This is a genomic window from Bradyrhizobium sp. CCBAU 53415 (assembly GCF_028128735.1).
In the GTDB taxonomy this organism is placed as follows: Bacteria; Pseudomonadota; Alphaproteobacteria; order Rhizobiales; family Xanthobacteraceae; genus Bradyrhizobium.
Window position 1 is genome coordinate 532,255 of the sequence record NZ_LBJF01000027.1, and the last position, 21,550, is coordinate 553,804.

Consider the following 21,550-nt stretch of genomic DNA (forward strand, 5'->3'; position numbering starts at 1 on the left):
CATTGACGGCTGATTTGTTCGACAGTGTTGCCGAAGCACAGCCGTCGCGCGAGGAGATCGCGGACGGCGCCGTGCTGCTGCGCGGATTCGTCCGGGCCATCGAAAGCGAGCTGATCGAGGCGGTGCGCGCCATCGTGGCGCAATCGCCGTTCCGCCGCATGACCACGCCCGGCGGCCATCTGATGTCGGTGGCGATGACCAATTGCGGCGAGCGCGGCTGGATCACCGATCACACCGGCTATCGCTATGACCCCATCGATCCGCGCACCGGTGCACCATGGCCGGCGATGCCGCCGGTGTTTTGCGATCTCGCCCGCCGCGCGGCGGAGCAGGGTGGTTTTACAGGCTTTGCGCCCGATGCCTGCCTCGTCAACCGCTACGAGCCCGGCACGCGGCTGTCGCTGCACCAGGATAAGGACGAGCTGGACTATTCCGCGCCGATCGTCTCGGTGTCGCTCGGCCTGCCCGCGACCTTCCTGTTTGGCGGCATGGCGCGCAGCGACAAGCCGCGGCGTTTCCGGCTGGTGCATGGCGACGTCGTCGTCTGGGGCGGGCCTAGCAGGCTCGCCTATCACGGCGTGGCGCCGCTTGCCGATGGCGAGCATCCGCTGCTCGGACGGCGGCGCATCAACCTGACCTTCCGCAAGGTGATCTGAGGCATTCCCAAGAGGCATCGCAGTCGTCTAAGCTTCTGCGAAGGGGGCGAAACGACATGACGACTGCACAGATATCGACCGGCGCGCACACGAGCGCATCGCACACGGGGCTCTATTTGGCCGTTCTGCAACTCGTGTTCACGTTGGGCTGGACGACCTATGTCATCTACCTGCCGAAGCTCGCGGCGGACGTCGGCCTTGCGCCGGCGGCCGTGATTCTTGTCCTGATGCTGGACCAGGCGATCTTCACCATCGCCGATACCGCGATGGGGATCGCGGCCGACAAGCTCACGCCCGTCGTCGGCAGGCTCGGCCTGTTCGTCGGTGTGCTGGCGGCGATCTCTTGTGCCGCCTTCGTCGCGCTGCCCTTCGTGGCCGGCATCGGTGCCGGCGCGCAGGTCTGGTTCATCGTGCTGATCGTGGTCTGGTCAATCACGTCGTCGGCCCTCCGTGCACCCCCGCTCACCCTGCTCGGCAAATACCGTGCTCGGCCGCAGGTGCCGTTCCTCGCGGCGATGGCCATGCTGGGCTATGGCGTCGCCGGCGCCGTCTCGCCCTATCTCGGCGTCGTGCTGCGCGATCACGATGCGCGGCTGCCATTCGTGATATCGAGCGCGGTGCTGCTGCTGACAGTGCTGGGCCTGTCACGGATCGAGCATGACGTGGCGCGCGACACCGCGCGGCCGATGCCGGCCGAGGCGGCAAAGCCGCTGGGCCTCGTCCCAATCGCCTTCATCGTCGCGATGGTGGCTCTGGCGCTCGGCTACCAGCTGCACTTCGCCATGAACAGCGCACCGTTCTATCTGCGCTTCGCCAAGCCGGATGAGCTGCAATGGCTGATGCCGGTGTTCTGGATCGGTTTCAACATCGCGATGTTTCCGGCGAGCCTGGTCGTCAAGCACCGGGGCGGCCTGATCGTGCTGGGCGCCGCCGGACTGTTCGGTGCGGTGGCGATTGTCGTGGCGGAGCTTGCCGGCAGCCTCAATACGCTGATCGTCGCCCAGTTCCTCGCCGGCGCTGCGTGGGGATGCATGCTGATGAGCGCGGTCTCGGCCGCGCTCGCGATCGGCTCGACTGGCGCGGAAGGAAAGGTCACCGGCCTTGTCTTCTCGGCGCTGGCCCTCGGCACCTTCGCGCGAATGGCGGCGGTCGCGGGCGGCCTGCAGAAGATGCCGGACTACGCGCCGCTGCTCCACTGGGCGCCGGTCGCCTGCTGGTCGGTCGCAGGCGCGGGCCTGCTGGTGATCGCGGCTGCGCGGCTACAGGGCGGTGTCGAGCTCAAGGCTTCGGCGGGTGGATGAACGCCCAGGGGCTCACTTCCGAATCCCTGGGCACCTCGACCGAGACCAGATATGGCCCGCCATGGGCCAGCGCCTTCTCCAGCACCGCCTTGAACTGCTCCGGCGCGGTGACGCGCGCGGCCGCAACACCGAAGGATTCCGCAAGCCTGACGAAATCCGGATTGACGAGATCGGACGCCACCACGCGGCCGTCGAAATGCTGGCGCTGGTCGCGGCGGACATTGCCGTAGGCGTTGTTGTTGAACACCAGCGTTACCACGCCGATGTTGAACTGCACGGCAGTCGACAGCTCCTGCACGCCGAACATGAAGCCGCCGTCGCCGGTGATGGCGACCACGGGCTTGTCGGGGTTCGCCACCTTGGCGCCTAAGGCGGTCGGAAAGCCCGAGCCGAGCGTGCCCTGGTAGCCCGAGGTGATGAAGGTGCGCGGCTCGTAGACCGGGAAGCCGTACCAGGAGGCGAAGCCGACCTGCGACAATTCATCCGTCACGATCGCATTCGCCGGCAGCACCTCGCGCAGAATGTTGAGATAGGCCATCTGCGGCTGGACGCGCTGGATCTCCGCTTGCGCTGCCGCGGTGGCTTCGCGGATGTCTCCGCGCCGGCCGCTGCTCCTCGCGTAGCCGGCCTTCTTCACAGCTGCGACGAGATCGGCGGTCCCGTCCTTGGCGTCGGCGACAATCGCGACATCGGCGGCGAGCCGGCGCATCTCGGCCGGATCGATGTCGATCCGAATGGATTTCAGTCCGCTCGGTTGATAAGGCCAGCGGAATCCGGATGCCGGCAGCTCGGCGCGCGTGCCGATTGCGACCATCAGATCAGTCTTCGGCCACAGCTTGTAGGCGGCGGCCATGGTGAGCCCGAGCTCGTGCGCATTGGAGACGATGCCGCGGCCGCTGCGAAAGGCGACCACGGGCGCATCGATCATCTCGGCGAGCTCGAGGATTTCGTCACGCGCCTCGATCGCGCCGCTGCCGACGAAGATCATCGGCGCCTTGCTGGCCTTGATCAGCGCAGCCGCCTGCTTCACGAGATCAGGGTCGGGCTGCGGGGCGGGCAGCGGCTCCAGCACCTGGGCCGCCGCCGTAGCGGCGCGCTGGGTGAAGACGTCCCAGGGCATCTCCACCGAGGCGGGGCCGCGCCGGCCCGAATTCATTTCCTGGAAGGCGCGCGCGACGACCGTCGGCGCATTGCCGGGATATTCGATCCGGTCCGCCCACTTCACATAGGTGCGCAAGGTCGCGAGCTGGTCGGGCATCTCGTGCAGATGGCCGCGGCCCGTGCCCAGAAATTGCGTCGGCACCTGCCCGGTGACGCACAGCACCGGCTCGTTGCAGCCGAAGGCGGTGAGCAATGCCGCGCTGGCGTTGAGCACGCCGGGGCCGGGCACCACGCTGAACACGCCGGGCCGGCCGCTGGAGCGCGCATAGCCGAAGGCCATGTAGCCGCAGGCCTGCTCGTGCCGCGCGCCGATCACCTTGAGCTGCGCCTGATGGAAGGCGTCGAACAGGCCGTAGACCTGCGCGCCGGGCAGGCCGAACACGGTGTCGACGCCGTGAGCAACAAGCCCGCTTACGATCGCTTCGCCGCCGGTGAGGGTGGTCATTCTGGCTGTTCCACTTCGATGATTGTTCAGGCTTCGTCGACGACGCCGTTGCGCAGGCGTCCGACGCCCTCGGCCGCGACCTCGACGACGTCGCCGGGCTTCAGGTATCGCGGCGGATCGAACCGCGCACCCGCGCCGGTCGGCGTGCCCGTCACGATGATATCGCCGGGGACGAGGGTTGCGAAGGTCGAGATATAGTTCACGAGATAGCGGATCGGAAACATCAGCCGGCTGGTGCGATCGTCCTGCCTGAGTTCGCCGTTGACATGCGTGGTGAGACGAATGTCGGCGATCTGTGATTCAGATGTGTAAGGGACGAGCCACGGGCCGAGGCTGCCGCTGCCATCAAAATTCTTGCCCTGGGTGACGTTGAACTTGGCATGGCGCAGCCAGTCGCGCACCGAGCCCTCGTTGCAGAGCGTCAGTGCTGCGATGTGGTCGAGCGCGGCGCTCTCGGGAATGTGCCGGCCTTGCTTGCCGATCACCAGCACGATCTCGCCCTCATAGTCGAGCTGCGCGGACGCGCGCGGGCGCACCAGTGGCGTGTCGTGGCCGACGAAGGAGCGGAGCGAGCGCATGAACATGCTCGGATATTTCGGCGCGTCCTGGCCGTCCTTGTACTCGGCGTTGCGGTCGGGATAGTTGACGCCGATGCAGATGATCTTTTCCGGCGCGGGCACCGGCGGCAGCCAGGTGATCTCGCTGAGCGCGTGGTCCGGCGTGCGGCCGGCGGCCTCTTCGGCGAAGCTCACGAGCTTGCCTGCGGCGATCACCTCGCGCAGCGTCGGATAGTCCTTGCCGTAACGTGCGGAGAGATCGACGAGGCCGCCGTCCACGACGGCGCCGTAGCGGGTTGCACCTTTGACGGAATAGGTGGCGAGGCGAGGCAGCTTCATCGGCAATCTATCTCTCTTGTCGTCCCTGCGAAAGCAGGGACCCATACCGCGTGATCTATCGATAGCGCGCGATGGCAATCCCGAACGACCAAACTTCGCCAAACTCCTCCCTGTGGTTATGGGTCCCTGCTCCCCGTGCGCAATTGCGCACTAGGCAGGGACGACGGGGGAGAGAGGCTGTGCCTGTCACCGGCATCAGTCCGCCACCAGCACGTCGGCGACGAATTTCGGCTCGCGCACGGCCTGGCCCGTGAACGGCGAGCCCTGCTCGAACCAGGAGCGCGGGGCAGGCGCACCCCACAGCGTCTGGCGGCGCGGATCGCGCAGCGACCAGCGCAGCGGCTCGTGGTCGTGATCCCCCGTGAAGTAGTCGCTGGTGTAGAGCTCGAGGCGGTGTCCGTCAGGATCGCGCACATAGAGGAAGAACGCGTTCGAGATGCCGTGGCGTCCGGGGCCGCGCTCGATGTTCTTGACGTATCCCTGCGCGGCCATGACGTCGCAGAGATGGATGATGTTCATCGCGGTCGGCGTCCAGTAGGCGAAATGGTGCAGGCGCGGACCCTTGCCGTTGGTGATGGCGAAATCATGGACGTTGCCCTTGCGATGCATCCAGGCCGCGGCGATGCGCCCGTTCGGGCCATCCTCCTCGGCATATTCGGTGAGACGGAAGCCGAGCCGGGCGTAGAATTCCATCGTGTCCTGCACCTCGGCGGCAAAGACGTTGAAATGATCGAGCCGTTGCGGATGGCAGCCCCTGTAGAGGTCGTAGCGGCGCAACAGATGGGGGCGCCGGTCCATCGCGGCGTAGAGCTCGATCTGGAAGCCGAAGGGATCGGTGAATTGCAGCGTGCGGTCCTGGAAGCGCTGGTCGACGAAGGCGTACGCCAGGCCGTTCTCGGAGAGAAAGGCGGCGGCCTTGTCGAGATCCTTGTCATTGCCGACCTTGAAGCCGAGCCGCGCGCAGGCCGGCGCTGCCGCCTTGCGCAGGACGAGCGAATGATGCTGGTGCTCTTCCGCCGCGCGCAGGTAAACGACCTCGTCGTCGGCGTCCTCGACATGCAGGCCGACGGTGGTCTCGTAGAAGTCGCGGCTCAGCTTCAGGTCAGTCACGTCGAGCACGACATGGCTGGAGCGGATGATGTTGAACGGCGGCTCGAAGACGTGTTGCGGTACGGGCATTGGCGTTTCCCCTCGTTAGGCCCCGTCATTCCGGGGCGGTCCGTCAGGACCGAGCTAGGGTGCGCAATTGCGCACCTGAGAATCTCGAGGTTCCGGGTTCGGTGCTGCGCGCCGCCCCGGAACGACGTTGCTCTAAATTCCCAGCTTCTGAATCTTGTGTGTGCCCCGCGCCAGCGAGACGTGCTTGGTTTCCATGTAGAAGTCGAACGAATAATCGCCGCCGTCGCGGCCGATGCCCGAGGCTTTCATGCCGCCGAATGGCGTCGGCAGGTGGCGGACGTTTTCCGAATTGAGCCAGATCATGCCGGCCTCCAGTGCGTCCGCCACACGGAGCGCCCGTCCCATGTCGTTGGTCCAGACATAGCCGGTGAGGCCATAGCGGATGTCGTTGGCGATCTCGATCGCGTCCGCCTCATCCCGGAACGGCAGCACCGTGAGGAAGGGGCCGAACACCTCTTCCTGCGCCACGCGCATCTTGCCGTGCGCGCCGGTGACCAGCGTCGGCTCGACATAATGTCCGCCGACCGGGCCGTCATAGGCCTTGCCGCCGACTGCGATGGTCGCGCCGTCCTGACGCGCGACGTCGAAATAGGAGCAGACCTTGGCGAGATGCCGCTCGTGGATCAGCGGCCCGATCTCGGTTGAGGGATCGAGGGGATGGCCGACCTTCAGCGCCTTCACGCGCGCCGTCAGCTTCTCCACGAATGTCTCGGCGATGCTGGCCTGGATCAGCAGGCGGCTCGACGAGGTGCAGCGCTCGCCGTTGAGCGAGTAGATCATGAACACGACGGCATCGAGCGCGCGGTCGAGATCGGCATCATCGAACACGATCACCGGGTTCTTGCCGCCGAGCTCGAAATGCACGCGCTTCAGCGTCGGCGCGCCCTGAATCATGATCGCCGAGCCGGTCGCGCTCTCGCCGACGAAGCCGATTGCCTTGATGGCGGGATGCTCGGTCAGCGCCTTGCCGGCCTCTTCACCGAGGCCGTGGACGGTGTTGAGCACGCCATCGGGAACGCCGGCTTCCTTGACGAGCTTCGCCAGAATGGAAGCCGTCACCGGCGACCATTCCGCCGGCTTGTGCACGACGGTGCAGCCCGCGGCAAGGGCAGGGGCGATCTTCCAGGTCGAGAGCATGAACGGCGTATTCCACGGCGTGATCACGCCGACGGGACCGATCGGCACGCGCGTCGAGATGTTCCAGTGCTCGTCGCTCGGCGTGTTGAGGCCGTCCCGCGCCTCCGCGCATTTGTCGGCGAAGAAACGGAAATTCTCGGCGGCGCGGATCGCGGCTTTGGCCATGAAGCGATAGGCCTGGCCGGTGTCGATGCATTCGAGCACGGCGATGTCCTCGGCATTGTCCTCGATCGCATCGGCGACGCGATGCAGCAGCTTGCGCCGCATCGCAGGCCCCATGTCGCGCCAGGACTTGAAGGCCAGCGCGGCGGCGGTTGCCGCAGCGTCGATATCCTCCGCATCGCCGCGCGCGACGCTGGCGAGCGTTGCGCCATCGACCGGCGACTTCGTCTCGAACGTTTCGCCCGAGATCGAGGCGACGACCTTGCCGTCGATCATGTGGCCGATGCCATCGGCGCGCAGCGTCTTCAACAGCGGCGCGACGCGGTCGCGGTTGGCGTGGAACACGTCTGCTTTCGGCGCGGGCTTATCCATGGGCGGCCTCCGCTTTCAGGGCGTCGTGGATGTTGTTGCGCTTCCAGCTCACGTCCTTGTCGTTGATCTGCATGTCGAACGACAGAGCGAACTTGCTGGCGGCGAAGACGGGATCAAGATGTCTCGAGAGCGCCTGGAACACGTGCTCGCCGGCCTTCTGGCGCGTCTTGAGGTCGCGGCCCTCGCCGATGCGCAGCACCATGTCGAGAAAGCCGTAGTCCGGCCTGTTATCCGCGATCGCATAATGCTCGCACCTGAGGGCGCGGACGCGGATGCCGCCGAGCGGGAAGATGCCGGTCTCGACCGCCGCCTTGCGCACGACCTCGCACACCGCTGCGATGTCGAGACGGCCATCGAGATTGGCCGAATATTCGATCGTGAAATGCGGCATCGCGGTTTCACTCCCTGTCTTCCTGTTCGCCTTAAGCGAAGTAGCAGCTGACCGAGCCGTAGGCGCCATAATCGGCCTGAATTGTGTCGCCCTTGCGGGTCTCGATCGGACGGATGAAGGAGCCGGCGAGCACGATTTGGCCGGGCTCCAGCGCAAGGCCGAGCGGCGCGATCTTGTTGGCGAGCCAAGCCACCGCCGTGGCGGGATGATTGAGCACGCCGGCGGCAAGGCCTGTCTCTTCCAGCTGGCCGTTCTTGAAGCAGAGCGCGCCGATCCAGCGCAGGTCAGCATCCAGCGGACGGATCGGCCGTCCCCCGAGCACGATGCCGGCATTCGCCGCATTGTCGGCGATGGTGTCGAAGATCTTTCGGGTCGCCTTGGTCGCGGGGTCGACGCGCTCGATCCGCGTGTCCAGAATCTCCAGCGCCGGCACCACGAAGTCGGTGGCGTTGAGCACGTCGAACATCGTGCAGTCGGGGCCTGAGAGCCGCTTGCTCATGACGAAGGCGAGCTCGGCCTCGACGCGCGTCGCGATGAAGCGCTCGGTCGGAATGATCCCGCCGTCGGCAAAGAACATGTCGTCGAGCAGCACGCCGGAATCCGGCTCGTCGATGTCGAGCGCGCTCTGCATCGCCTTCGAGGTCAGGCCGATCTTGTGGCCTTTCACCACGCGTCCCTCGGCGATCTTGACGTCGACCCAGGCCGTCTGAATCGCGTAGGCGTCCGCAATGGTGATGTCCGGGAAGTCCTGCGAGAGCTGCCGGATCTGCGTACAGGTCTTCTCCGCCTGGTGCAGACGCCTCGCGCAAGCCTGGATATCGTCGTTGGAAAGCGCCATCCGTGATCTTACAAATCGTGGTGCCGGGAGATGCTTAACATGTTAAGTGAATGCGTCAAACACAATTTCGGCTTGCTGCACTGCAAACGGTTTGCGGTCTGAAAGGGCGTCATGACGAAGAGATCCGCCGATCCCGCCAACGGAAGCGTGCCTGCCGCACGGCAGGTGCCGATGCGGGACTTCTCGCGCTCGCTGCCGATGTCGCTGCTGCGGGCCCGCGAGGCGGTGATGCGGCAGTTTCGTCCCTCGCTGCGCGGGCACGGCTTGACCGAGCAGCAATGGCGCATCCTGCGCGCGCTCGCTTCCATCGAGGCGGCCGAGGTCACGGAACTCGCGCGCACGGCGTTCCTGCTCGGGCCGAGCCTGTCTCGCATCCTACGCGATCTCGAGGCGCGCAACCTGATCGAGCGCCGGACCGCGAAAGCTGACCAGCGCCGCAGCATGGTCTCCATCTCGAAGGAGGGCGTGAAGCTGATGGCCTCGGTGGCGCCGACGTCGGAAGCGATCTACGCCGAGATCACGCGACGCTTTGGCGCCCGCAAGCTCGCCGAATTGCAGGAGATGCTCGGCGAACTCGAACAGAGTCTGGCGGGGCTCGGAAGCGCGGATGAGACAATAGCCGAGGGGTGAACCCAGATATGCGTGCGTGCGCGGCGAGAGCCATGGACATTCACGCTTATTTTCGCTCAAAGTGCGGCCCAACCCGATCAGCGGCGAGTGAGAGCACAGGGAAGGAAAGGCAACGTGGCGAACAAAGTCAAAGAGATCTGGAAGTCGGGCAAGGCCGTGGTCAACGCGTGGCTTGCGATTCCCTCCGGCTTCTCGGCCGAGATGGTCGCGCAATGCGGCTTCGACAGCGTCACCGTCGACATGCAGCATGGCGTGCAGGACTATCTGTCGATGGTGCAGTGCTTCCAGGCGATGGACAAGCATCCGGTCACCCCGATGGTCCGCGTGCCCTGGAATGAGCCCGGCATCATCGGCAAGGTGCTCGATGGCGGCGCCTATGGCGTGATCTGCCCGATGGTCAACACGCCGCAGGAAGCCCGCAACCTCGTCTCCTATTCCAAGTACCCGCCGAAGGGCACGCGCTCCAACGGTCCGATTCGCGCCGGCATGTACGGCACCGCGGGCTCCTATCAGAAGACGGCCAACGACGAGATCGTGCTGCTGCCGATGATGGAGACCAGAACGGCGGTCGAGAACATGGAAGCGATCCTCGACGTCGAGGGCATCGACGGCGTCTATATCGGCCCGTCCGATCTCGGCTTCTCCTACGGCCTCGAGCCCAAGCTCGATCGCAGCGAGCCCGAGATCCTCGCGATCTACGAGAAGATCATCAAGGAGTGCGGCAAGCGCGGCCTCAATCCGGGCATCCATTGCAGCGGCGCCGAAGGCGCGGCGCGCGCCATCAACATGGGCTTCAAGCTGGTGACGCTGTCCAACGAGGTCGGCCTGATGACGACCTACGCCAAGATGCAGGTCAATGCGACCCGCAAGGATTCCGGCGGCAAGGCTTGAATACATTCTCTGTGTCCCGGACGCGGTGCGGCACGCAGTGCCGCTCCGCAGAGCCGGGACCCAGAAGCCAGCGAAGCAGATGACGTAACACTGGGCCCCGGCTCAGCAGCGCACCGTTTCACGCTGCGCTGCGTCCGGGGCACGATAGTTTCGATACAGGAGACCTCGCATGACCATCAGCCCCGTCATCCGCCTGCATCCCGATGATGGCGTGCTGATCGCGCGCGCCAGCCTGCCGCCCGGAACATTGGTGGCCGAGGGCGTATCCACGGTCGACCGCATTCCCTCCGGCCACAAGGTCGCGATCAAGCCGATCGCCGTTGGCGAGCCGATCAGGCGCTACGGTCAGATCATCGGCTTTGCCACCCAGGCCATCGCGCCGGGCCAGCACGTGCACACCCAGAACTGCGGCATGGGCGATTTCGCCAAGGACTATGCCTATTGCGCCGACGTCAGGCCGACGCCGAATTTCGACCTGCCGGCGACCTTCGAAGGCATCCGCCGACCGGACGGTCGCGTCGCCACGCGCAACTATATCGGCATTCTCACCTCGGTGAACTGCAGCGCGCATGTCGCGAGCCTCGTCGCCGATGTCTTCAAGAAAAATCCCTTCACCGGCGACAATCCGCTGGCCGACTTCCCCAATGTCGACGGTGTCGTGGCGCTGACCCACAAGACCGGCTGCGGCATGACGCAGAACGAGCCGCTGGCGCTGCTCCGCCGCACGCTGGGCGGCTATGCGCGGCACGTCAACTTCTCCCACGTCATCGTGCTCGGCCTCGGCTGCGAGGTGAACCAGATCGGCGGCCTGATGGAAGAGCAGAAGCTCGCCGGCCGCCTGCGCGCGATGGACATCCAGGAGGTCGGCGGCACTCGGAAGACGGTGGAGGCGGGCATCGCCTTCGTGCGCGAGGCGCTCGCCGACGCCGACAAGGTGAAGCGCGAGACGGTGCCCGCGAGCGAGCTCACCGTGGCGCTGCAATGCGGCGGCTCGGACGGCTATTCCGGCGTTTCCGCCAATCCAGCGCTCGGCGCGGCGAGCGACCTCATCGTGCGTCATGGCGGCACCGTGATCCTGTCGGAGACGCCGGAGACCTACGGCGCCGAGCACCTGCTCACGCGCCGTGCCGTCAGCCGCGAGGTCGGCGAGAAGCTGGTCGACCTGATGCGCTGGTGGGACGAGTACACCGCGCGCGAAGGCGCCGAGATGAACGCCAATCCCAGCCCCGGCAACAAGGCCGGCGGCCTCACCACGATCCTGGAAAAATCGCTCGGCGCGATGGCGAAGGCCGGCACCACCAACCTCGTCGAGGTGCTGCGCTACGCCGAGCCCGTCACCAAGAAGGGCTTCGTCTTCATGGACACGCCTGGTTACGATCCTGTGGCTGCGACCGGACAGGTCGCCGGCGGCGCCAATCTGGTCTGCTTCACCACGGGCCGCGGCAGCGTGTTCGGCTGCAAGCCGGCGCCCTCGATCAAGCTCGCCACCAACACGCCGATGTACAAGCGCATGGAAGAGGACATGGACGTCAATTGCGGCACCATCCTCGAAGGCGAGGAGAGCGTTGCGCAATGCGGCCAGCGCATCTTCGATCTCATCCTCAAGACAGCCTCGGGACAGCCGACCAAGAGCGAGAGCTTTGATTTCGGCGGCGCCGAATTCGCGCCCTGGGTGCTCGGCGCGACGATGTAGTCGCGCTGGGCGAGCGCGGTCGCGCAACGCAATCAGAAGCAGCCGGCAATCGTCGCTCGCGGCCAATTGCGGCATCCGCATGTGATTCGACGCATGCAACAATGGTTCGCTACGTAGTGATACGGAGGTGAGCGTCGCTCGCAAGAGTTCCCCGGCTTACACCTGATTAACACTGTTGCCGTAGACAGAGCCCGATACGGCTCCGCACCGTCGCGGGGCCGGCCTTTACTGAGGATCGAACCGATGCAAGCGATACGTCCCACTGGGGTGGAAAATCTCCTCGGTGAGGAGGAGCTGATTGTATCGAAGACCGATCTCAAGGGCCGCATCACCTACGCCAATGATGTCTTCATCCGGATGGCGAAGTACTCGTGGAATGAGCTTATGGGCGCTCCCCACAGCCTGATCCGCCATCCCGACATGCCGCGCGCCGTCTTCAAGCTGCTGTGGGACACGCTCCAATCCAAGCAGGAGATCTTCGCCTACGTCGTCAATCTGGCCAAGGACGGCAGCCATTACTGGGTGTTCGCCCACGTCACGCCGACATTCGACGAGCGCGGCAATATCGTCGGCTATCACTCCAACCGCCGCAAGCCGGATCCAGCGCAGATCGAGCGCATCAAGCCGATCTACAGGACGCTGTGCGCGGAAGAGGCGCGGCATGCCAATGCCAAGGACGGCATGCATGCAAGCTTCGAGGCGATGGTCGGGCTGCTCAAGCAACAGGGTGTCGGTTACGATGAATTTGTGCTCTCTCTCTAAGGCGCAGGGAGCGACCGCGCTCGCGTGTGTTGTTGCCGTCGTCGCGTTCGTTCTCTCACTTCTCGGTGTGACGGGAATCACAGGTGCCGCCTTGCTCGGCACGACGGTGGTGCTGCTCGGCTATGCCGTGTGGTGCCAGCATCGCACGGCCGTGGCCGTCGATGAGATCGCCGATGTGTGCCGCAAGGCGGCGCATGGCGATCTGGATGCGCGCATCCTGAGCGAGCGGCAGGCCGGGCGGATCGGGACGATCCAGAAATCCGTCAACGACATGCTCGACATCGCCGACGCCTTCGTCCGCGAGGCCTCGGCTTCGATGGACTATGCGAGCCACGGCAAGTATTTCCGCAAGATCCTCGCGCGGGGTCTGCCCGGCTCGTTCCGCCGCTCGGCGGTCGTCATCAATGCCGGCACCGACAGCCTTGGCCGCCGCGTTGTGGAGATCGCCGGCCTCGCGCGGGAGTTCGGCACGCATCTCGACGCGGTTGCAGGCGGCCTCATGGGCGCCGCGACCGATCTCGAATCCGATGCCGGGCGGATGGCGGCGGCGGCGGAGAAGACCAGCCAGGAGACCTCCGGCGTGCTCAGTGCGTCCGACCAGGCTTCACGCAACGTCGCCACCGTTGCCAGCGCCGCGGAGCAACTCGCCTCATCGATCGCCGAGATCAACCGCCAGGTGGCCGGCTCGACCGCGAGCACCGGGCGGGCGGTGAACGAAGCCAATCGCGCCGGCAGCGAGATCCGCATGCTTGCGGGCGCCGCGATGCAGATCGGCGACGTCGTCAAGCTGATCAGCGAAATCGCCGAGCAGACCAACCTCCTGGCGCTCAACGCCACGATCGAGGCCGCCCGTGCGGGCGAGGCCGGCCGCGGCTTCGCGGTGGTGGCCTCCGAGGTCAAGAGCCTCGCCAACCAGACCGCGAAAGCGACCGAGGAGATCAGCGCCAAGGTCGGCGAGATGCAGCAATCGACCACCAATTCGGTTGCGGCCGTCGAAGCGATCGCGCAGACCATCGCCGAGATCAACGGCATCACCGCCTCGATTGCGGCTTCCATCGAGCAGCAGGGGGCTGCGACACGCGAGATCGCCCGCAACGTTCACGAAGCTTCCGCCGGCACCTCGCAGGTGTCCTCCAACGTCACCGGCATCAGCGAAGCCGCCGCCGATACGGGCCGCGTTGCCAGCCGCGTCAACAGCGCCTCCGAGCGCGTCCACGGCGAAGTCGAGACGCTCCGCCGCGAGGTGACCCAGTTCCTGCAGCGGCTGACCTCGGCGGCGTAGGCTGCCCGGTGTCTCGTTATGGGGACGTTCTAGCGAGCGAATAGGGAATAGCGAGTGGCGAATGGCGAATGGCTTCATTCCCGCCATTCGCCAATCGCCCGTGCCATAGGCACCCTCTGCCCGTTGTTAGTGCTTGATCGCGCTGAGCTCAGGTGTTCTGCTCAAAAAAGCTGCTGGAGCATCGCACCCCGTGTCGATCTACGTCGCATTACACCACGTCACGCACTACAAATACGACCGCCCGATCGACCTTGGCCCGCAGACCATCCGGCTGCGGCCGGCGCCGCATACGCGCACGCCGATCCTGAGCTATTCGCTCAAGGTCACGCCCTCCAATCATTTCGTGAACTGGCAGCAGGACCCGCAAGGCAACTGGCTCGCGCGCTATGTCTTTCCGGAGAAGACCACCGAGCTGAAATTCGAGGTCGACTTCACGGCGCAGATGACCGTGGTCAACCCGTTCGACTTCTTCGTCGAGCCCTATGCCGACAGTTTTCCATTTGACTATCCGAAGGACCTGAAGACCGAGCTCGCGCCCTATCTCGAGACCATCAAGCCCGATCGCCTGTTCTCTAAATTTCTCGACTCGATCCCGCAGGAAGCTCCGAACACAGTCAACTTCCTGGTCGAGCTCAATCGCGAGCTCCAGAAGAAGGTCCGCTACATCATCCGCATGGAGCCGGGCGTGCAGACGCCGGAAGAGACGCTTGCCTCCTGCGCAGGATCGTGTCGCGACTCTGCCTGGCTGCTGATCCAGACGTTTCGCCATCTCGGCCTCGCCGCCCGCTTCGTCTCCGGCTATCTGATCCAGATCCGTCCCGACATCGATCCGATCGAGGGACCGCCCGAAGTCGAGAACGATTTCACCGATCTGCACGCCTGGGCCGAGGTCTATCTGCCGGGCGCGGGCTGGATCGGATTCGACGCGACCTCCGGCATGCTCGCGGGCGAGGGGCACATCCCGGTCGCTGCCACGCCGCATTATCGCTCGGCGGCGCCGATCTCCGGTGGCGCCGGCTTTGCCGAGGTCGAGTTTGCCTTCGACATGAGCGTCCGCCGCATCCGCGAAGCGCCGCGCATCACAAAACCGTTCTCCGACGAATCCTGGGCGCGGCTCAACGATCTCGGCGAGCAGGTCGACGGCGATCTCGCGAGCCAGGACGTGCGCCTCACCATGGGCGGCGAGCCGACCTTCGTCTCGGTCGACGATCTCGAGGCGGGCGAGTGGAATACGGAAGCCGTCGGCCCGACCAAGCGGGCGCTCGGCGACGACCTGATCCGCCGCTTGCGCACGCGCTTCGCGCCGGGCGGCCTGCTGCATTACGGCCAGGGCAAATGGTATCCGGGCGAGAGCCTGCCGCGCTGGGCCTTCGGCCTCTACTGGCGCAAGGACGGCGTGCCGATCTGGAAGAACGCCGATCTCATTGCCAAGATCGAGAATCCGCGCCGCGCCGAGGTGAAGGACGCCGAGGCCTTCATGGAAGGCACGGCGGCCCGGCTCGGACTCGATGCCGGCTACATCATGCCGGCTTATGAGGATGCCGCGTACTGGCTCCAGAAGGAGGCTGAGCTCCCCGTCAACGTCGACCCCTCCGATTCCAAACTATCGGATCCGGAAGCCCGCGCGCGGATGGCGCGCGTGTTCAACGAGGGCCTCAACACACCGCGCGGCTTCGTGCTGCCGGTGCAGCGCTGGAACGCGCCGCCGCGCTGGCGCAGCGAGCGATGGCAACTCCGGCGCAATCATCTGTTCCTGATGCCCGGCGATTCGCCTCTCGGTTTGCGCCTGCCGATCGGGTCGCTCGGTTACGTCCCGCCCAACCAATATCCCTACATCGTCGAGCAGGACCCGATGGAGGCGCGGGACAAGCTGCCGGTGTTCACGCTCGCCGCGCGTCCGGAATCCCCGCCACGGGCCGCGCCCGAGCATCTCAACACCTCCGTCCCGGTGCGCACCGCGATGTCGGTCGAAGTCCGCGACGGCGTGCTTTGCGCCTTCATGCCGCCGGTCGAGCGCATCGAGGACTATCTCGAACTGGTCGCTGCGCTCGAAGCCACCGCGGAGGAGATGCAGCTGCAGGTCCATGTCGAGGGCTATCCGCCGCCGTTCGATCCGCGCATCGAGGTGATCAAGGTTACGCCCGACCCTGGTGTCATCGAGATCAACATCCAGCCGGCGAAGAGCTGGCGCGACGCGGTGGAGATCACCTCCGGACTCTACGAGGACGCAGCGAAGGTGCGACTCGGCGCCAACCGCTTCCTGGTCGACGGTCGCCACACCGGCACCGGCGGCGGCAATCACGTCGTGGTCGGCGGCTCCAGCCCGCAGGACTCGCCGTTCCTGCGCCGGCCCGATCTCTTGAAGAGTCTGGTCTTGTACTGGCAGCGGCATCCGTCGCTGTCCTATTTCTTCTCCGGCCTGTTCATCGGCCCGACCAGCCAGGCACCGCGCATCGACGAAGCCCGGCACGACAGCATCTACGAGCTCGAGATCGCGCTCTCGCACGTGCCGCCGCCGGGCTATCAGACGCCGCTCTGGCTGGTGGACCGGCTGTTCCGGCATCTGCTCGTCGACATCACCGGCAACACCCACCGCGCCGAGATCTGCATCGACAAGCTCTATTCGCCGGAAGGGCCCACGGGGCGGCTCGGCCTGGTCGAATTCCGCGCGCTCGAGATGCCGCCGGATCCGCGCATGTCGCTGGCGCAGCAGCTCCTGATCCGCGCGCTGATCGCGAAGTTCTGGCGCGAGCCGCTGGGAGGCAAGTTCGTGCGCTGGGGCACCGCGCTGCACGACCGGTTCATGCTGCCGCATTTCATCTGGGAAGATTTTCAGGACGTGCTCACCGAGCTGAAGCAATCAGGCTATCCGTTCGAGCCGGAATGGTATCTGGCCCAGCTCGAGTTCCGCTTTCCCGCCTTCGGCCGGGTTCATCATGGCGGCGTGACGCTGGAGCTGCGCCAGGCGCTGGAGCCCTGGCACGTGCTCGGCGAGGAGGGCTCGGCCGGCGGCACCGTGCGCTATGTCGATTCATCGGTCGAGCGGCTCCAGGTCAAGGCGGAGGGCTTCGTCGAAGGCCGCCACATCGTGACCTGCAACGGTCGCCGCCTGCCGATGACCCCGAGCGGCCGCTCGGCGGAGGCCGTGGCCGGCGTCCGCTTCAAGGCCTGGCAGCCGGCCTCCGGCCTGCACCCGACCATCCCCGTTCACGCGCCCCTGACCTTTGATCTGATCGACACCTGGAACGGCCGCTCGCTCGGCGGCTGCGTCTATCACGTCGCCCATCCCGGCGGCCGCAGCTACGACACCAAGCCGGTCAACACCTATGAGGCCGAGGCGCGGCGGCTGGCGCGCTTCCAGGACCACGGCCATACCCCGGGTCCGATGCAGCCGCCGCCCGAGGAACGCACAAATGAGTTTCCGCTGACCCTCGACTTGCGGACCCCGCTCCTGCAATGAGTAGAATGCGGGGGCAAGGAGACGCGCATGGGCGAGGGCGCAGCCGAACAGGACGACAAGGCGGGAAAGGCGCAAGATCAGCGTGAAGCCCGGCGCCGCCTCGCGCAATGGGTCCGCGACTATAGCCGCCTGCCCGGTATCCCCGACGAGTTCTTGGGCCCGGACGGCGCCCCGCGCGCGGTCTGGAGCCGCTTCTTCGATGCCTTTGGCGCGCTGGCGCCCGACGAGATCGAGCGGCGTTTCGGCATGGCCGACCGTCATCTCCGCGAGGCCGGCGTCACCTACCGCGCGCCCGGCGACAGCGCCGACCGGCCCTGGTCGATCAGCCATCTGCCGCTTTTGATCGATGAGGCCGACTGGCAGCAGCTTTGCGCCGGCATCACCCAGCGCGCCGAGCTGCTGGAACGCGTGCTGCGCGACATCTATGGCGAGGGCCGGCTCGTTGCCGAAGGCGCGCTGCCGGCGGCCGCGATCGCCGGCAGCCCCGAATATCTCCGTCCCGTCTGCGGCGTGCCGCCGCCCGGCGGGCGCTATCTCTCGCTCTATGCCGCCGATGTCGGCCGCGGGCCCGACGGCCGCTGGTGGGTGCTCGGCGACCGCACCCAGGCGCCATCGGGCGCGGGCTACGCGCTGGAGAACCGCCTGGTGCTCTCGCGTGCCTTCTCCGACCTCTACAAGTCGATGAACGTGCCGCGCGTCGCGCCGTTCTTCGAGGCGTTCCGCGACAGCCTTCGCGCGCGCGCCGACCGCGACGAGCCCAGGATCGGCGTGCTCACCCCCGGCAGCTTCAGCGAGACCTATTTCGAGCACGCGACGCTGGCGCGCTATCTCGGCTTCCTGCTGGTCGAAGGCGACGATCTCGCGGTCAGCGACAACCGCGTCCACATCCGCACCGTGGCCGGCCTGAAGCGGCTGGATGTGCTCTTGCGGCGGGTGGATTCCAACTCGCTCGATCCGCTCGAACTCGATGCCTCCTCGCGGCTCGGCGTTCCCGGCCTGATCGATGTGCTGCGCAAGGACGGCGTCGTCGTCGCCAACATGCCGGGCTCGGGCGTATTGGAGGCGCGGGCGCTGCTCGGCTTCCTGCCGGCGCTGAGCCGACGCCTGCTCGGCGAAGACCTGAAGATGCCGCACATCGCGACCTGGTGGTGCGGCCAGCGCGCGGCGCGCGACGAGGTGCTGGCGCGGCTCGACGAGGTCGCGATCGAAGGCGCCTACCGGCGCGGCGTTCCCGGCTTCGACAGCAATGGTCCGGTGCTCGCGAGCGAGCTGGATGCCGCCGACCGCCAGCGCCTGGTCGACGCCATCACCGCGCGCGGCATGGACTATGTCGGCCAGGAAGTGGTGCGGCTCTCGACCATGCCGGTGTGGGAGCAGGGCCTGCTCACCCCGCGTCCCTTCGTGCTGCGCGTGTTCGCGGCCGCCACGCCCGACGGCTGGGCCATCATGCCCGGCGGATTCTGCCGGATTGCCGAGCAGGCCGATGCGCGCGCGGTGTCGATGGGGGACGGCGCGCGTGCCGCCGACGTCTGGGTGGTCTCCGACAAGCAGGTCCCGACCGCGACGCTGCTGCCGGCGACCGACAAGGTGCGCATCCGCCGCATCGCCGGCGTGCTGCCGAGCCGTGCCGCCGACAACCTGTTCTGGCTCGGCCGCTATCTCGAACGCGCCGAGGCGACGCTGCGGCTGGTCCGCGCGCTGGGCTCGCCGAGCGGGCCCAACAAGGGTACCGCGGCCTCGGCGCAATCGGCCGAACGCATCCAGCGCCTGCTGGTGGCCTGGGGCGCGATCTCGCAGACGTCGCGGGCGGCTGCCGGGCGCATCACTGCGGAGGCGTTGCAGGGCGAGGAGCGTTTCGGCTCGGCGCTGTCGCTGGTGCGCGCGGCCCAGCGCACGGCGACCTCCTTGCGCGAGCGGCTGTCGCCCGATGCCTGGCAGGTCATCACCGAGATGGCCGAGCGTCTGGCCTACGAGGTCGAGGACGACGACAGCGTGTTGAGCGCAGCCGAGCTGACCCTGCAGGAGCTTGCGAGCTTCGCAGGCCTCGCGCAGGAGAACATGAATCGCGCCGCCGGCTGGCGCTTCCTCGACATCGGACGCCGCATCGAACGCGCCATCAATACCACGCGCTTCACGCGGCAATTCGCCTATGACGAGGCCGGCGACGAGGATCTCGACATCCTGCTGACGCTGGTCGATTGCCAGATCACCTACCGTTCGCGTTATCTGCTGGCGCCGATCCTGGCGCCGGTGCGCGACCTCGCCGTGCTCGACGGCTACAATCCGCGGTCGGTGGCGTTCCAGGTGACGACGCTGAACGAGCACATTGCCGCGCTGCCGAGCCTGAAGGAGCACGGCCTGATCGAGAAGCCCCAACGTCTCGCGGTGGCGATGCAGGCGATGCTCGCGACCGCGGAGGCCGAGAAGCTCGAGGTCAAGACGCTGTTCGCGCTGGAGCAGGATCTGCTCAGCCTCGCCGACGCGATCGGGCAGCACTACTTCCCGCACGGTCCCAATGCCAGCCGGCCGGAAAAGCTGACGGGGCTGGCGTGATCTACGACATCCGTCACGTCACCACCTACGAGTACGAGAATCCCGTCAGCTTCGCCCGCTGCACGCTGCGGCTGGAGCCGAGAAGCGGCGGCGGCCAGGAGCTGATCTCGCACGAACTCGAGATCCATCCGCGCCCGGCCGAGCGCAATGTCCGGCGCGATTTCTTCGGCACGCTGACCGAGAGCGTCGTGATCGAAGCCGCGCATCGCAATTTGCGCATCGACTCGCGCTCGCGCGTGTCGGTGTCGCGCCAGCCGCCGGCACGTGATGCGTTCAGCCCGTCCTGGGAGAGCATTCGCGATCTTGCCTTCGAGGCGACCAGCCTCGGGCCGGCTTCGCCCGTCGGCTATGTCTTTGCGAGCCCCCTGGTGCCGGTGCTGCGCCCGGTCAGCGCCTATGCGGGGATCAGCTTTCCGCCCGGCGCGGGCATCCTCAAAGGCGCGGTCGATCTGATGCATCGCATCCGCAACCAGTTCCGCTACGACCCCAAGGCCACGGTGATCTCGACGCCGCTCGACGAGGTCTTCGACAAGCGTCACGGCGTGTGCCAGGACTTTGCCCATGTGATGATTGCGGGGCTGCGCGGGCTCGGCCTGCCGGCGGCGTATGTCAGCGGCTACTTGCGCACCATTCCGCCGCCGGGCCAGCCTCGTTTGCAGGGCGCCGACGCCACCCACGCGTGGGTGTCGCTGTGGTGCGGAGCGGAGCTTGGCTGGGTCGATCTCGATCCGACCAACGATCTCCTGATCGGCAACGATCACATCGTGCTTGCAATGGGGCGCGATTTTTCCGACGTCTCGCCGGTCGACGGCATCATCGTCGGCTCACACAAGCAGAAGCTCGGCGTCGCCGTCGACGTGCTGCTGACGGAGTAGGGCGGGTGCTCATAAGCGTCGGCTTTCCAACGCAAAGGGGAAGTCTGCCATCTTGCAGGTCATTGGCAGCTTGTGATGCAACTCCCCTGACCGATGGCTAACGTGTTGGGCTCACAATACCCGACGGTAATCCTCTAGGCCCGTCTTCATTGATTTTTTCCGCAGCCGTTAGTCCGCCTTCCTAGCTGTGGCCGGTCGAATGTCATCAAAGACCTTAGCCATTGCTTTCTTGATACCGGCGTCGATACAATTTTTAAATGTCACTTCCGAGACTGCATTGCATGCCAAAACGGCCGCTGTAACGCCGCTTCCGACGACGTAGATATTGATCTCGCCGCCTGAGACTTTGACGCCGCCAACGACCCGCGCGGTGTTCACCTTCAGCTTGCCTGAGAGGACATCGAACGAAACGTTAGCGTCAGGTGCCTTGGCAAGGTTCTGCGCCGTTGTTGCCAGATCGTTTTTGATGATGATCTCAATCGTGGCTTTTGAAAGCGGTGGAGATAAGCTGGCCAGATCTCCGATCAGTTTCGGCTCAGCACTGGCAATATAGCGACCAACAACAGAGCGCGGATCACCTTCGGCATAGGTTGCGACCGGGCGGGTGGCCGTAAATTCAGCCTGCTTGCCCACGTCGAGCGGTTTGTTGGTGTCAAAGATGGAATCGCCGCCGTGGCCCGCACGCGCAATTTGTGTGGAATGAACGCCGGGTGCCAGCGCGTCTGGAGCATCGCGAGCAATCCTGCCGCTGGTCGCCCCTGTACCTATGTCCTCGGCAACGCGACCCAATGCGATTTCTGAACGAGTTACTGCCGGAGCGGTATGGGAGATAACTGAACCAGTGTGGGAAACGACCGACCCGGAAT

At 66.0% G+C, this 21,550-nt stretch carries 17 protein-coding genes; 10 read left to right on the top strand and 7 right to left on the bottom strand.

The genetic code is table 11. The features are described 5' to 3' along the window. Positions 1-2 precede the first annotated feature (2 nt). Positions 3-656 carry a DNA oxidative demethylase AlkB gene (alkB, locus tag XH87_RS30660; RefSeq protein ID WP_271590108.1) on the top strand — a complete coding sequence of 218 codons (654 nt, stop codon included), beginning with the start codon at positions 3-5 and terminating at the stop codon, positions 654-656. Positions 657-712: 56 nt separating this feature from the next. Continuing rightward, a complete protein-coding gene (locus tag XH87_RS30665; RefSeq protein WP_271590109.1) occupies positions 713-1,957 on the top strand; it encodes an MFS transporter in 1,245 nt (414 codons plus the stop codon). Here the strand turns inward: XH87_RS30665 and XH87_RS30670 are convergent. The 6 genes from XH87_RS30670 to hpaH all read right to left on the bottom strand — a co-directional run bounded on the left by XH87_RS30670 (position 1,935) and on the right by hpaH (position 8,538). Continuing rightward, complete coding sequence (locus XH87_RS30670) at positions 1,935-3,563, bottom strand: thiamine pyrophosphate-dependent enzyme (protein WP_271590110.1); 1,629 nt, start codon at positions 3,561-3,563, stop codon at positions 1,935-1,937. The two genes, XH87_RS30665 and XH87_RS30670, sit on opposite strands and share 23 nt — an antisense overlap. A 26-nt stretch (positions 3,564-3,589) precedes the next feature. After that, on the bottom strand, positions 3,590-4,459 hold the full coding sequence (locus XH87_RS30675) for a fumarylacetoacetate hydrolase family protein (protein WP_271590111.1): 870 nt from the start codon (positions 4,457-4,459) through the stop codon (positions 3,590-3,592). A 195-nt stretch (positions 4,460-4,654) separates the two neighbouring features. Beyond that, the gene (gene hpaD / locus XH87_RS30680; RefSeq protein WP_271590112.1) at positions 4,655-5,638 is read right to left on the bottom strand and encodes a 3,4-dihydroxyphenylacetate 2,3-dioxygenase; all 984 of its coding nucleotides are present in this window, start codon (positions 5,636-5,638) and stop codon (positions 4,655-4,657) included. 132 nt (positions 5,639-5,770) lie between these two features. Beyond that, a complete protein-coding gene (gene hpaE, locus XH87_RS30685) occupies positions 5,771-7,309 on the bottom strand; it encodes a 5-carboxymethyl-2-hydroxymuconate semialdehyde dehydrogenase (protein ID WP_271590113.1) in 1,539 nt (512 codons plus the stop codon). Then, positions 7,302-7,700, bottom strand: a complete 399-nt coding sequence (locus XH87_RS30690) for a 5-carboxymethyl-2-hydroxymuconate Delta-isomerase (RefSeq protein ID WP_271590114.1) — start codon at positions 7,698-7,700, stop codon at positions 7,302-7,304. Before XH87_RS30690 ends, hpaE begins: the two co-directional genes overlap by 8 nt. Before the next feature lie 31 nt (positions 7,701-7,731). After that, entirely contained in the window at positions 7,732-8,538 is an 807-nt protein-coding gene (gene hpaH, locus XH87_RS30695) for a 2-oxo-hept-4-ene-1,7-dioate hydratase (RefSeq protein ID WP_271590115.1), read from the bottom strand. A 111-nt stretch (positions 8,539-8,649) separates the two neighbouring features. Here hpaH and hpaR point away from each other — a divergent pair, with 111 nt between their 5' ends. The 8 genes from hpaR (at position 8,650) to XH87_RS30735 (ending at position 20,684) form a co-directional block, all read left to right on the top strand. Next, entirely contained in the window at positions 8,650-9,168 is a 519-nt protein-coding gene (gene hpaR / locus XH87_RS30700; RefSeq protein WP_271590116.1) for a homoprotocatechuate degradation operon regulator HpaR, read from the top strand. A gap of 114 nt (positions 9,169-9,282) precedes the next feature. Next, positions 9,283-10,059 carry an HpcH/HpaI aldolase family protein gene (locus XH87_RS30705; RefSeq protein WP_271590117.1) on the top strand — a complete coding sequence of 259 codons (777 nt, stop codon included), beginning with the start codon at positions 9,283-9,285 and terminating at the stop codon, positions 10,057-10,059. A 169-nt stretch (positions 10,060-10,228) separates the two neighbouring features. Beyond that, on the top strand, positions 10,229-11,752 hold the full coding sequence (locus XH87_RS30710) for a UxaA family hydrolase (RefSeq protein WP_035709286.1): 1,524 nt from the start codon (positions 10,229-10,231) through the stop codon (positions 11,750-11,752). A 243-nt stretch (positions 11,753-11,995) separates the two neighbouring features. Continuing rightward, complete coding sequence (locus XH87_RS30715; RefSeq protein ID WP_035709289.1) at positions 11,996-12,514, top strand: PAS domain-containing protein; 519 nt, start codon at positions 11,996-11,998, stop codon at positions 12,512-12,514. Continuing rightward, the gene (locus XH87_RS30720) at positions 12,492-13,796 is read left to right on the top strand and encodes a methyl-accepting chemotaxis protein (RefSeq protein ID WP_271590118.1); all 1,305 of its coding nucleotides are present in this window, start codon (positions 12,492-12,494) and stop codon (positions 13,794-13,796) included. The genes XH87_RS30715 and XH87_RS30720 overlap by 23 nt, the downstream gene beginning before the upstream one ends. Positions 13,797-13,986: 190 nt before the next feature. Then, positions 13,987-17,256 carry a transglutaminase family protein gene (locus tag XH87_RS30725; protein ID WP_271590119.1) on the top strand — a complete coding sequence of 1,090 codons (3,270 nt, stop codon included), beginning with the start codon at positions 13,987-13,989 and terminating at the stop codon, positions 17,254-17,256. 27 nt (positions 17,257-17,283) lie between these two features. Continuing rightward, positions 17,284-19,809 carry a circularly permuted type 2 ATP-grasp protein gene (locus XH87_RS30730; RefSeq protein ID WP_271590120.1) on the top strand — a complete coding sequence of 842 codons (2,526 nt, stop codon included), beginning with the start codon at positions 17,284-17,286 and terminating at the stop codon, positions 19,807-19,809. Further along, complete coding sequence (locus XH87_RS30735) at positions 19,806-20,684, top strand: transglutaminase family protein (protein ID WP_271590121.1); 879 nt, start codon at positions 19,806-19,808, stop codon at positions 20,682-20,684. Before XH87_RS30730 ends, XH87_RS30735 begins: the two co-directional genes overlap by 4 nt. Before the next feature lie 168 nt (positions 20,685-20,852). On the opposite strand, the gene XH87_RS30740 is transcribed toward XH87_RS30735, so the two are convergent. After that, positions 20,853-21,473, bottom strand: a complete 621-nt coding sequence (locus XH87_RS30740) for a hypothetical protein (protein ID WP_271590122.1) — start codon at positions 21,471-21,473, stop codon at positions 20,853-20,855. Positions 21,474-21,550 lie beyond the last annotated feature (77 nt).